Source organism: Lacrimispora xylanisolvens, from assembly GCF_002934545.1.
GTDB classification, from domain to species: Bacteria; Bacillota; Clostridia; order Lachnospirales; family Lachnospiraceae; genus Lacrimispora; species Lacrimispora xylanisolvens.
Genome location: NZ_PTJA01000004.1, coordinates 32,230 through 44,069, shown reverse-complemented (window position 1 = coordinate 44,069; position 11,840 = coordinate 32,230). Strand labels below are relative to the sequence as shown.

The following is an 11,840-nucleotide window of genomic DNA, read 5'->3' as shown; positions in this document are numbered from 1 at the left end:
TAAGATATATTACGAACTGATTAAACAGGAGTAAATGAAAATGAGTTGTAATAATTGGAATAACGGATGCAATTGCAACTGCAACTGCCCAAGCGGAAATAGCAATGCAAATAATTGTAATACTAAATGTAATGACAAATGCAGTGATGTCAGTGATGCATCAACTGGAAACGGAAACATGAACATGTGCTATCGTCAGGGATATGCATGCGGCTTTAAAGATGGTTATGAGACCGGATTCCGTGATGGATTCTGGAGTGCAAATGGCTGTGGAAGAACCTACAGCGGTTCTGTAATGGGATCTACGGATTCCGGATGTGGATGCAAATAATTCAGTAAACAAAAAGTTCCGGTTTTCATTTTTGAAGGCCGGAACTTTTTTTGTACCGGGCGCTGCTGACAGGCGCTTTTTTTATGTGCAAAGTGAAAAAGAAAAGAATAAAAAATTGTCTTATATTTAACAAAATGTTCAATATGAACTTAATAACTTCTTTATGGTTATAATATTTTCCTTGTTTCTGGTTTGTGTTATTCTCATTTTGCAGCAAAAACACTAAAAACAGAAAGATTTAAAAGGGAAGGGGATTCATTATGAATTATTTTGAGGAGAGTTTGAAATTACATGAACTTCATGCAGGAAAGATGGAAATTAAGTCAAAGGTCAGCATTGTAACAAGGGAGGATTTAAGCCTTGCTTACACACCGGGTGTTGCTGAGCCATGCCGGAAGATTCATGAAAATGAGGACAATGTTTATCGATATACATCAAAAGGAAACATGGTGGCAGTTGTCACAGATGGAACCGCAGTCTTAGGACTTGGAGATATCGGACCAAAGGCTGGTCTTCCTGTTATGGAAGGTAAGTCCATTCTGTTTAAGGAATTTGCAGATGTCAATGCATTTCCCATTTGTCTGGACACCAAAGATCCTGATGAAATAGTAACCGCAGTTAAAATGATTGCTCCTGGTTTTGGAGGGATCAATCTTGAGGATATATCGGCGCCCAGATGCTTTGAGGTTGAGGAAAAGTTAAAGAGAGAACTTGATATTCCTGTATTTCACGATGACCAGCATGGAACGGCAATCGTAGTTCTGGCAGGAGTGATCAATGCACTGAAGGTAGTGGGCAAAGAGATCAAAGAAATCAAAGTTGTGGTAAACGGTGCGGGGGCAGCTGGAACCGCTATCTCAAAGCTGCTGCTTGTATGCGGCGTAACCAATTTAATAGTCTGTGATAAAGTTGGAATCTTATACGAAGGCATAGAAGGTGTGGATTATGCAAAACAGGATCTGGCTAAGATCACCAACCCGGATCAGTTAAAGGGAGACTTAAGCGATGCACTGAAAGGCGCTGACGTATTTATCGGAGTATCTGCTCCAGGAATTGTAAGTAAAGAAATGGTCAGCTCCATGAATCCGGATTCCATCCTGTTTGCCATGGCAAACCCTACTCCTGAAATTATGCCTGATCTTGCAAAAGAAGCAGGAGCCAAAGTAATCGGAACCGGACGATCTGATTTTCCAAATCAGGTAAATAACGTACTGGCCTTCCCTGGAATCTTTAAAGGAGCGCTGGAGGTCAGGGCGAAAGAGATCAACGAGGAAATGAAGCTTGCAGCAGCATATGCCATTGCTGCCATGATCCCGGACGAAGAGCTGAATGATCAGAACGTTCTTCCCAATGCCCTCGATAAAAGCGTATCTGAAAATGTGGCAGAGGCTGTGAAAAAAGCAGCCAGAGAAACAGGAGCCGCCAGAATATAAGTAAGCAAGGAAAAATGATGGCTTGCATGAAAGACAGGAGGATTAAAATATGCAGATTCCGATAAAAAAGACCCTTGATAAAATCCCAGGTGGTATGATGGTAGTACCCCTGTTTTTGGGAGTAATTGTAAATACGTTTTTCCCTCAGTTTCTACAGTTGGGCGGATTTACAACAGCCCTGTTCAGTAAATCAGCTTCACAGCCCATACTGGCCTGCTTTATGTTTCTGATCGGTTCCCAGATCCATTTTAAACTGGCTCCCAAAGCAATTAAAAAAGGAGCTCTCCTGATAACAGGAAAGTTCATTGTAGGAGCAGGAATTGGTATTCTGGTTGGTAAGATCTTTGGTTCTGCCGGTGTTCTGGGACTTTCTCCTCTGGCAGTTCTGGCTGCATTAACCAACTGTAACGGTGGTCTGTATGCTTCTCTTGCGTCACAGTACGGTGATGAGACAGATGTAGGCGCATACGCTCTTTTATCCATTAAAGACGGCCCCTTCTTTACCCTGGTTGCACTGGGGGCTTCCGGTCTGGCAGTTGTCCCTGTAAAAGCAGTAATTGCAGTTATGATTCCCATCGTAATCGGAATGATATTAGGAAATCTTGACAGCGATATGAGAACCTTTCTGGGAAGCAGTAAATTGCTGCTGATTCCGTTCTTTTCTTTCCCCCTTGGGGCAGGAATGAACCTGGAAACCATTGTAAAAGCAGGAGGTCCCGGCATTATCCTTGGTATTGTGGCATCCTTTACAGGAATAGGCGCATATATTCTTTTAAAGCTGTTTAAAGAAGAGCCGATTATCGGTCTGGCAACCGGTTCTACAGCTGGGAATGCAGTGGCGACACCAGAAGCGGTAGCAGCGGCAGATCCCTCCCTTGCAGTGGTAGCTGCAGCAGCAACAGCCCAGGTTGCAGCAGCCTGCGTGGTATCAGCCATCGTTTGCCCATTTATTGTATCCTTTGTATTTAAGAAAATGAGGCAAAAGCAGATGAAAACCATGGAGGCAGCCGGCAGCAGGGAATTGGCCAGTTAGCAGTGCTTAAGACATAAATTATTATAAGATGCTCCCAAAGAGACAGGCGATGTAAGAAATAAACAGGTCTGTTTCTCCAGGGAGTATCTTTTGCGTGTCAGGAGAGTATTATAATGACATTGTGAGGCAGCAGATTATTTGATACAATTAATAGATAGAAAGGAAGCGCTTTATGATGAATAGAAGAAAAACAATGAAGCTGCAGACAATGATGATCTTACTGGTCATTGCAGTTGTATTTATATCAATTGCTATTATTATTCCCTTTGTCGCTTCCTGGATGACCAGGAACATAGAAAATGAGGCAAAGACCAATGTCATGAATGTGGCGGAGCTGGTGGCTCATTCAAACGAGGTGGTTGATGCGCTGGAACAGAAAAACACCAGTGTCATATCGTCTTATGTTACGATGCAGCTGAAAAATCTGGAACTGGTTGATTATATTATAGTTGCGGACAACCAGGGAGTCCGATATTCTCACCCCAATCCCCAGATGATCGGTAAAACCTTTGAAGGAGGAGATGAAGACCGGGTGGTACGACTTGGGGAGACCTATGTATCAGAGGCTACCGGAACTCTGGGAAGATCCCTGCGCGCCTTTGCCCCGGTCTATAATGATAAGAATCAGGAAATTGGTTTTGTCTCCGTTGGCACACTGATCGAGCGGATTGAGAGTGCAAAACATCAGGCTGCTTTTTATATTATCCTGATTGGTTTTGGAGGTCTGTTTGCAGGAAGTGTGGGGGCATTTTTACTGGCGAATCATATTAAAAAGATACTGCTGGGACTGGAGCCCGACGAGATAACCAAGCTGTATCATGAAAAAACAGGGATTCTGGATGCCATCCATGAAGGCCTGGTCGCCATTGACCGGGAAGGCCGTATTACTTTAATGAATGATTCTGCCTTGCAGATTCTTGGCTTTGATAAAGAAAAGATGAAGAACCAGGTGATTGGGCAAAATATAGAAGAAGTATTACCCAACACCCGCATGATGAATATTTTAAGTACAAAAAAGGCAGAATTCGATGACGAGCAGAAGCTGTGGGATACCGTAATCGTCACCAACCGGATTCCCATTCTGGACCGAGGGCAGGTGATCGGAGTCATAGCCAGCTTTCGGGACAAAACCGAAGTGAGGAAAATGGCAGAAGAACTGACCGGAGTGAAAAAACTGGCATGGTCTCTCCGCGCCCAGAACCATGAATTTATGAACCGGCTTCATACCATTGCAGGCCTGATACAGCTGGAAGAATATGAAGAAGCCCTGGATTTTATATCGGATGTTGCCAGGATCAGAACGGAAGTCAGCCACATTCTCACCACTCAGATCAAGGATTCTTCCATTTCTGCTCTTCTTTTGGCGAAGTACAGTAAAGCGGAGGAATGCAGAGTAAAGCTTGTGATCGATGAAGATTCCAGACTTAATCAATTACCGGAAGGAATGAACTGCCAGGATCTTGGTTCTGTCATCGGGAACCTGATAGAGAATTCCCTTGATGAAGTAAAAAATGACGGGACAGGCAGAATTGATATCCGGATTGCAGAAGAAAACAATCATCTGAACATTCGCGTTAAAGATAATGGAGGAGGAATCAGCCCTGAAATAGGTGATCGGATCTTTAACCAGGGTTTTTCTACCAAGAAAGGGCAAAGAGGCAGTGGCCTGTTTATTGTGAAACGGATCATAGAAGAATGCAGGGGAACCATTGGTTTTACATCTGAAAATGGAGTACAATGGGATATTGCGATCCCAATGGAAAGGGGTGAAAGGATTTGATCGGAGTCATGATTGTGGAAGATGATCCTATGGTTATGGAAATCAACTCAAAATTTTTAAAAAGGGTGGAGGGATTTACTTTCTTAAAAGGAGTTTCCAATTTACAGGAAGCAAAAAAATACATGCTGTCTAAAAAACCGGATTTAATTCTCCTGGATGTCTATCTGCCCAATGAAAATGGAATTGACTTTTTAAAATGGATCCGCAGCCAGGCACTGGATGCAGATGTTATTTTAATCACTGCGGATAAGTCCATGGAACGGATACAGCAGGCATTCCGTTATGGAGTGGTTGATTATTTAATCAAGCCGTTTCGGTTTGAACGTTTCAGGGAGGCACTCTTACAGTATAAGGACAGATATGACAGCTTTAAAAACAGCGAAGTCATCGAGCAAAAGGACTTGGACCGGTACTTATCCGGGCAGATTTCAGCCCAGAATGAGGAAGATTTTACAAAGGGGGTTAATAAATACACATACTGTGCCATATGGGAAAAGATAGAACAGGGCGGGGAAGAATACTATACAGCCGAAAATCTGGCGGAGATGCTGCAGATTGCAAGAGTTACAGTAAGACGATATCTGGAACTGATGGAAAAGGAAGAAAAGATCTATAAATTAGTTGAGTACGGGAAAGTAGGAAGGCCCCAGCACAAGTATCGAAAATTATGACTAAATAAAATTACAGTACTTTGTTTATAATGTATATTGAAAAAAAAATCGGGCTGTGTTAGCATAAATACAAGTCATAGAATTTGTATACAAACTTTTATATTTGAATACAAACTAATTTTCTAATGACGAAATAACTGACCAGAATAAAAGCAAAGGAGAATCACGAATATGGATAACTTTACAAAACAGTTTTCTCTTGAAGGAAAAGTTGCACTTGTAACTGGCGCATCTTATGGTATTGGCTTTGCGATTGCTAAGTCTCTTGCAGAAGCTGGCGCTACCATTGTTTTTAATGATATTAAGCAGGAATTAGTAGACAAAGGAATTGCAGCATACAAAGAAGAGGGCATTACTGCTCACGGATATGTTTGTGATGTTACCAGCGAAGAGGCTGTTAATGCCATGGTTGCTCAGATAGAAAAAGAAGTAGGCGTAATCGATATCCTGTTTAATAACGCAGGCATTATCAAACGTATTCCCATGTGCGATATGACAGCAGAACAGTTCAGACAGGTAATTGATGTTGACTTAAATGCTCCGTTTATCGTAGCAAAGGCAGTAATTCCGTCAATGATTAAAAAAGGTCACGGAAAGATTATCAATATCTGTTCCATGATGTCTGAGCTTGGACGTGAGACTGTATCTGCTTATGCAGCTGCAAAGGGCGGACTGAAGATGCTGACAAAGAACATTGCTTCTGAGTACGGTGAATTCAACATTCAGTGTAACGGTATCGGACCTGGCTATATTGCAACACCACAGACTGCACCTTTACGTGAGGTACAGGCAGATGGTTCCAGACATCCGTTTGATCAGTTCATCATTGCTAAGACACCGGCAGGACGCTGGGGTGAGGCTGAGGATCTTGCAGGTCCTGCAGTATTCCTTTCCTCTGATGCTTCTAACTTTGTCAATGGACATATTCTTTACGTTGACGGCGGTATTTTAGCTTACATCGGTAAACAGCCACAGTAATTGCATGCCCTTACAGGGAAGTCCCCAGTGGGATAAACATGGCCATGATGCCCGCCCTTAACAGGCGGGAGTCATGGCATATTTTATTTAATTGTTACGTTTAAATTTTAAGGACGGAGAGGGTTCAATGGAAGGAAAGACCAAGACCTATAAAAACCGTGGCGACCTGGTATTTGAAACTTTAAAGCAGGAGATTCTGGATCTGGAATTAAAGCCCGGACAGATCATAAGTGAAAATGAGATTTGCGAACGGTTTGGTGTATCGCGGACTCCTGTAAGAGAAGCGGTAAGAAAGCTGCAGGAGCAGGGATTCGTCATATCCGTACCTTATTCCGGTACGCAGGTGACACTTCTTAATCTGGATACCATCAAACAGATGATTTATATGCGCGTTGCCGTGGAAACCATGGTTATGCGTGATTTTGCCAATATGGCTACTCCACTCTGGATGGAGGAAGTCCGGTATATGATCCGCAGGCAGCAGGCGCTTATACTGGAAAAAGGTTTTGAACCAGAGCAGTTTTACCGCATGGACGCACAGATGCACGCCATCTGGTACCGGGCTACCGGTAAACGGAAACTCTGGGATATGATACAGGCACAGCAGCTTCATTACACCAGATTCCGAATGCTGGATTTTGTAACAGAAACCGATTTTACAAGAATTATCAGAGAGCATACGGAGTTATTTGAATTGCTGGAAAAAAAGGATATTGAAGGTCTGGAACAATCCCTCAGAGAACACCTGACTTACAGCATGAAACGTATGAAACACCAGATTGAGGTAGAATACAAAGACTATTTTGAACAGGAAGAGCAGGAGGACGAATGATGACCAGTGTATCCATTACTGTAAAGGGATTAAGTGATACCATAAAAGCATTTGCATCAGGAGAGGAGCAGGCAGTCCTGGTGTATGAAGGCAGTTATGAAGAAGGAGATGCCATTGTATGCAAAACTGATGAGCCCGGCGGACATTACGTAATCCGGATTGATGACTGCATGGATGAATCCTTAGTCTATATAACAAAACCGGAAGTGATTTTTACCATACCCTTTGGAGATAAAAAAGTATCTTACAACCCCAAGGCATTTACAGGAACGAAGCATTACCTTACCATTCGGAAAGCAGGGGAAACAGAAGTAAAACAGTACCGCAATCTTGCTGTCAATGTGATGGACCAGCATGGTGATACCGGCTGTTTTCCTCATGCATTTGCCAATGTAGAAACCAGAGGTGAGGCAGTATTTGCTGCACGCAATGCCATCGATGGCGTTCTTGCCAATGAATCCCATGGGGAGTGGCCATATGAATCATGGGGAATTAACCGACAGGATGATGCAGAAATCACTCTGGATTTTGGACGGGAAGTGGATTTTGACCAGATTGTATTATATACCCGTGCCGATTTCCCCCACGATAACTGGTGGGTGGAAGCAACCTTTACATTTTCAGACGGATCGAGCCAGGCTGTGAAAATGGAAAAAAGCATAAAACCTCATGGATTCTCAATAAAAAAGAACAAGATTACCTGGCTAAAGCTTAGTAATTTAATCAAAGCAGATGATCCTTCTCCGTTTCCTGCCCTTACTCAGATTGAAGTATATGGAAAAGATTCTCTTTAACTTGAAATACCTCTTTTCCTTTTGCTGATATTCATGTAAAATATAGGCAGTAAGCATACAGGGTTGACACATAAGGAGGAAGAGTGATGGAGTTTTTATTTCTGGAACCTGTTTTTAAGGAAGCCATCTGGGGCGGCAATCAGCTTCGGACAGTATTTGGATATGACATACCAAGCGATACCACAGGGGAATGCTGGGCAATCAGTGCTCACAAGAATGGGGAATGCCAGATTGCCGGGGGGATTTATGACGGAAAGCTTCTAAGCCGTTTATGGAAGGAAAAACCGGAGATATTCGGTTTTTATCCCGGAGACCAGTTTCCTCTTCTGGTTAAAATCATCGATGCAAAGAATGATTTAAGCATTCAGGTACATCCTGACGACAGTTATGCAAAGATTCATGAGAATGGTTCTCTTGGAAAAACAGAATGCTGGTATATTCTGGACTGTGAACCGGACACAGAAATTGTAATCGGGCATCATGCCAAAGACCGGGACGAGATGGAATTTATGATACGGAACCATCAGTGGGAGGAATTCATACGGACTGTTCCCATTAAGAAGGGAGACTTCTTCCAGATTAATCCGGGTTGTGTCCATGCGATTAAGGGCGGAACTTTAATTCTTGAGACCCAGCAGAGCAGTGATATCACTTACCGTGTTTATGACTATGACCGTCTTTCAGATGGAAAACCAAGACAGCTGCATGTGGAACAGAGTATTGCCACCATCAGAGCACCATTTAAGGAAAATCAGGCAATTGCTGTAACAGAGAAGCTGTCCGGGGCTGTGCATACACATTTAATCACCTGTAAGTACTACTCCGTGGACAAGTATGAGATTGATGGGGTGTTCGCAAAAGAGTTTTCCAAGTATTTTACCAATGTCAGTGTGATAAGCGGTAAAGGTTCCATCAATGGAATCCCGTTGGAAGCAGGTCAGAATTTTATTATACCGGCAAAGAGTAAAGAGTGCAGATTTGAGGGGAAGATGTCTGTCATCTGTTCCAATCCCGAATAAAGCAGGAGGAGAAGTTATGAGACTGGGAGCATTAGAAGCAGGGGGCACAAAGATGGTTTGTGCCATAGGCAATGAGAACGGCGAGATTTTAGAGCGGGTTTCCATACCCACGGAGACACCGGAGATTACCATGCCCAAACTGATTGCATATTTTTTGGATAAGGAAATTGAAGCATTGGGGATCGGATGCTTCGGTCCCATTGATCTTAACAGGAATTCAGATACGTATGGCTATATTACCACCACTCCCAAGCTTGCGTGGCTGAACTATGATATTGTGGGAGCATTTAAAGCGGCTTTAAAGGTACCGGTGGGGTTTGATACCGATGTGAATGGTTCTGCCCTTGGGGAGGCTACCTGGGGGATTACAAAGGGGCTTGAGAACAGTATGTATATTACCATTGGAACTGGCGTGGGAGCTGGTATTATATCCAATGGAAAGCTGCTTCACGGAATGCTTCACCCGGAGGGCGGACATCTGCTTCTATCCAGACATCCGAAAGATTCCTTTGAAGGAGCTTGTCCATATCACAAAAACTGCCTGGAAGGCATGGCGGCAGGCCCTGCCATAGAGGCTCGTTGGGGAATGAAGGGAGCACAGCTGGCAGACAGAAAAGAAGTCTGGGAGCTGGAAGCTTATTATATCGCCCAGGCACTTGTTGATTATATTATGATACTTTCTCCCCAGCGTATTATTCTGGGAGGCGGTGTGATGCATCAGGAGCATTTAATTCCATTGGTGAGAGAGGAAGTAACCCGTCAGCTGGGCGGTTATATCAAAACAAAAGAACTGGAAGATATGGAGCATTATATTGTTTTACCAAGCCTTAACGACAATCAGGGGATCATGGGTGCCCTGAAGCTGGCAGTGGATGAATATCAACTGGAAAAGATAGGTTAATTGCCATTTTTCTCCTAGTGTAATTCCATTTTATGTATGTTATGATACATTTTGTAAAGGAAATGTAACAATTGCGTAACAAATAAGGAGGATATTACCATGAGAAAATTACCAGCATTTGTATTAGCAGCAGCAGCTGTATTCACCGTAGCAGGAACACCAATCACAGCACAGGCAGCGACCTGTTCCAGTTCAGTGCCTAATTGTTATTCATCTAACTGCTATACTTCATCCTGCTATGGACAGTCTTTAAACAGTCTGTTAAGCAAGTATGGATGTAACACCAACAGCTCTAACTGCAATACTTCAACTGGCAAAAAAGGTGCATCCACAGGCAAGACCTGCAATACCGGAAGTTCCTGCAATACCCGTCAGCTTTCCTCATTCTTAAGAAGCTGCAGATAATTGAATATTCATTTTTTCATGGGTCGTTCCTCAGGGGTTCGGCCCTTATTTCTTTTTTATGACTGTGAAGCAGATGAAAACAGCCACAGGTCTTAACAGGCCTGTGGCTGCTGACATAAGGATCATTTTCCTTCATTTACGATTTCTTCCAGAACACGGATCAGGTCGTAAATGTTGTTGATCTGCACATTTCGTTCCAGGATCTGATTTTTTAAATCGATGGAAAGCGTTTCAAATTTTGCCTGGACTGCAGGAGCTATATATGACATGATTATCACCTCATAATTAGAATGTACCAGGAGGAATTATTTATGCGTGAATCCAGATTTGCATAAAATATGGGACTGGCAGACATATTAAATAAGAGGTGATAATTATGTCAAAGGATGATACAAAAAAAACAAATTCAGCCAATCAATACAGGGAAGAAAAAGGAAAAGTTGAAAACCAGAACCACACCCATAATTCCCGCAGAGAAGGTATGGGACCCAATACCAAACGAAGATCAGATTAATTAGAAAAGGGCGAAAACCAGGATGCGTTGGTTTTCGCCCTGCTGAGGTTTCATACTTATGATCGGGCAGTTTACAGAACTCATTATCAACCGAAGATACAATATCTGACAGCGCGGAAAATGAGTTTTTTACATTGGTAAGGCGGATTTGCGGCGGCTTGCGCTCGTTTTTGTGTTCCCCGGTAATGTTTTGATATCTCGTTCTGTAATAATAATATATGCATGTTCTTATATTGTGTGAACAAGCCGGACATGCCAGCGCTACTCCATTCACATCTTGTCTTTATACACCATATAATACATTATAATTTGAAAAGGGGGTAGTAAACAATGGGATGCTTCTGGGGTTGCGGAAATCGCTGCAATAATAATTGCAATAATAATTGTAATGGCAATTGGAATAATAATTGTGACTGCGATGATGATGATGAAGTTGACTGCTCAGAGGAAGTTAGAAGAGCTTACTGGGCTGGATATAGAGCTGGCTGTAATGATCCTCGCTGCCATCGTCGTTTTGATGATGACGATGATTGTGGCTGCAATTAATCATAATAAAGGCGGGTATCCGGTTGATTCCGGTACCCGCCTTCTTAACAAATATATAATAATATATAAATAGTTTGAGCCAGCAGGGAATATAAAATAAACCTTGCTGGCTTAGCTGTAATAAATAAAAATTACTCTGACTTTTTAAAATACAGATAGTTGGTACATTTTCACCTTAACAAATTCACTTTATCAAATGGGTATTTGAAGAAAATGGATAAATAGACGTGATTCGTACATCTGTATGAAATTAAGCTACGTGAACGTTAACAGCCTGAAGACCACGGTTACCGTTGATTGTTTCGAAAACAACAGACTGGCCATCTTCTAAAGATTTGAAACCTTCCATAGCAAGACCGGAGAAATGAACGAAAATATCGTTGCCTTCTTCGTCACAGATGAAACCAAAACCTTTTTGTGCATTAAACCATTTTACTGTACCTTTTTTCATGAAAAGATACCTCCTTAAAATTATTGTGTATTCTGCTTAAAACTAAAAATCGCATATACTTGTAAATCATCAATAGAATAATGACTTACAAATATATGCGAAATCAAAACTTTATTAAAATACTAATCTAATATACCACAGAAGAGAACAAT

General features: G+C 42.2%; 15 protein-coding genes. 13 read left to right on the top strand and 2 right to left on the bottom strand.

Annotation, left to right across the window (positions count from 1 at the left end):
• Nucleotides 1-40 precede the first annotated feature (40 nt).
• The 11 genes from BXY41_RS08210 (at nt 41) to BXY41_RS08160 (ending at nt 10,177) form a co-directional block, all read left to right on the top strand.
• A complete protein-coding gene (locus tag BXY41_RS08210) occupies nt 41-331 on the top strand; it encodes a hypothetical protein (protein ID WP_104436349.1) in 291 nt (96 codons plus the stop codon).
• A 260-nt stretch (nt 332-591) separates the two neighbouring features.
• Nucleotides 592-1,764, top strand: a complete 1,173-nt coding sequence (locus BXY41_RS08205; protein WP_104436348.1) for an NAD(P)-dependent malic enzyme — start codon at nt 592-594, stop codon at nt 1,762-1,764.
• Between the two features lie 49 nt (nt 1,765-1,813).
• Nucleotides 1,814-2,797 carry a 2-keto-3-deoxygluconate permease gene (locus BXY41_RS08200; RefSeq protein WP_104436347.1) on the top strand — a complete coding sequence of 328 codons (984 nt, stop codon included), beginning with the start codon at nt 1,814-1,816 and terminating at the stop codon, nt 2,795-2,797.
• Nucleotides 2,798-2,969: 172 nt separating this feature from the next.
• Nucleotides 2,970-4,577, top strand: coding sequence for an ATP-binding protein (locus BXY41_RS08195; protein WP_242980118.1), 1,608 nt, complete (start codon nt 2,970-2,972; stop codon nt 4,575-4,577).
• Nucleotides 4,574-5,248 (top strand): response regulator, encoded by a 675-nt coding sequence (locus BXY41_RS08190; protein ID WP_104436346.1) that lies wholly within the window; start codon nt 4,574-4,576, stop codon nt 5,246-5,248. Before BXY41_RS08195 ends, BXY41_RS08190 begins: the two co-directional genes overlap by 4 nt.
• Before the next feature lie 171 nt (nt 5,249-5,419).
• Complete coding sequence (locus tag BXY41_RS08185) at nt 5,420-6,226, top strand: gluconate 5-dehydrogenase (protein ID WP_104436345.1); 807 nt, start codon at nt 5,420-5,422, stop codon at nt 6,224-6,226.
• 127 nt (nt 6,227-6,353) lie between these two features.
• On the top strand, nt 6,354-7,058 hold the full coding sequence (locus BXY41_RS08180; protein WP_104436344.1) for a GntR family transcriptional regulator: 705 nt from the start codon (nt 6,354-6,356) through the stop codon (nt 7,056-7,058).
• Nucleotides 7,058-7,852 (top strand): DUF7402 domain-containing protein, encoded by a 795-nt coding sequence (locus BXY41_RS08175; protein ID WP_104436343.1) that lies wholly within the window; start codon nt 7,058-7,060, stop codon nt 7,850-7,852. The genes BXY41_RS08180 and BXY41_RS08175 overlap by 1 nt, the downstream gene beginning before the upstream one ends.
• Nucleotides 7,853-7,935: 83 nt before the next feature.
• Entirely contained in the window at nt 7,936-8,871 is a 936-nt protein-coding gene (locus BXY41_RS08170; RefSeq protein ID WP_104436342.1) for a type I phosphomannose isomerase catalytic subunit, read from the top strand.
• Nucleotides 8,872-8,887: 16 nt separating this feature from the next.
• Nucleotides 8,888-9,772, top strand: coding sequence for an ROK family protein (locus BXY41_RS08165; RefSeq protein ID WP_104436341.1), 885 nt, complete (start codon nt 8,888-8,890; stop codon nt 9,770-9,772).
• A gap of 99 nt (nt 9,773-9,871) precedes the next feature.
• On the top strand, nt 9,872-10,177 hold the full coding sequence (locus BXY41_RS08160; RefSeq protein ID WP_104436340.1) for a hypothetical protein: 306 nt from the start codon (nt 9,872-9,874) through the stop codon (nt 10,175-10,177).
• Nucleotides 10,178-10,299: 122 nt separating this feature from the next.
• On the opposite strand, the gene BXY41_RS26680 is transcribed toward BXY41_RS08160, so the two are convergent.
• Nucleotides 10,300-10,446, bottom strand: a complete 147-nt coding sequence (locus BXY41_RS26680; protein ID WP_170072277.1) for a hypothetical protein — start codon at nt 10,444-10,446, stop codon at nt 10,300-10,302.
• Between the two features lie 107 nt (nt 10,447-10,553).
• On the opposite strand from BXY41_RS26680, the gene BXY41_RS26675 reads away from it, so the two are divergent.
• Nucleotides 10,554-10,691: a hypothetical protein gene (locus BXY41_RS26675; RefSeq protein ID WP_170072273.1), complete on the top strand. Its 138-nt coding sequence runs from the start codon at nt 10,554-10,556 to the stop codon at nt 10,689-10,691.
• Nucleotides 10,692-11,100: 409 nt separating this feature from the next.
• A complete protein-coding gene (locus BXY41_RS08155; RefSeq protein WP_146088559.1) occupies nt 11,101-11,310 on the top strand; it encodes a hypothetical protein in 210 nt (69 codons plus the stop codon).
• A gap of 177 nt (nt 11,311-11,487) precedes the next feature.
• Here the strand turns inward: BXY41_RS08155 and BXY41_RS08150 are convergent, their stop codons facing one another.
• Entirely contained in the window at nt 11,488-11,688 is a 201-nt protein-coding gene (locus BXY41_RS08150) for a cold-shock protein (RefSeq protein WP_104436338.1), read from the bottom strand.
• Nucleotides 11,689-11,840: the final 152 nt, after the last annotated feature.

Bases quoted from the DNA above. Each gene is read 5' to 3' on its own strand.
- BXY41_RS08210 (WP_104436349.1), top strand. From the start codon at position 41: ATGAGTTGTAATAATTGGAATAACGGATGCAATTGCAACTGCAACTGC.
- BXY41_RS08205 (WP_104436348.1), top strand. From the start codon at position 592: ATGAATTATTTTGAGGAGAGTTTGAAATTACATGAACTTCATGCAGGA.
- BXY41_RS08200 (WP_104436347.1), top strand. From the start codon at position 1,814: ATGCAGATTCCGATAAAAAAGACCCTTGATAAAATCCCAGGTGGTATG.
- BXY41_RS08195 (WP_242980118.1), top strand. From the start codon at position 2,970: ATGATGAATAGAAGAAAAACAATGAAGCTGCAGACAATGATGATCTTA.
- BXY41_RS08185 (WP_104436345.1), top strand. From the start codon at position 5,420: ATGGATAACTTTACAAAACAGTTTTCTCTTGAAGGAAAAGTTGCACTT.
- BXY41_RS08180 (WP_104436344.1), top strand. From the start codon at position 6,354: ATGGAAGGAAAGACCAAGACCTATAAAAACCGTGGCGACCTGGTATTT.
- BXY41_RS08175 (WP_104436343.1), top strand. From the start codon at position 7,058: ATGACCAGTGTATCCATTACTGTAAAGGGATTAAGTGATACCATAAAA.
- BXY41_RS08165 (WP_104436341.1), top strand. From the start codon at position 8,888: ATGAGACTGGGAGCATTAGAAGCAGGGGGCACAAAGATGGTTTGTGCC.
- BXY41_RS08160 (WP_104436340.1), top strand. From the start codon at position 9,872: ATGAGAAAATTACCAGCATTTGTATTAGCAGCAGCAGCTGTATTCACC.
- BXY41_RS26680 (WP_170072277.1), bottom strand. From the start codon at position 10,446: ATGTCATATATAGCTCCTGCAGTCCAGGCAAAATTTGAAACGCTTTCC.
- BXY41_RS26675 (WP_170072273.1), top strand. From the start codon at position 10,554: ATGTCAAAGGATGATACAAAAAAAACAAATTCAGCCAATCAATACAGG.
- BXY41_RS08150 (WP_104436338.1), bottom strand. From the start codon at position 11,688: ATGAAAAAAGGTACAGTAAAATGGTTTAATGCACAAAAAGGTTTTGGT.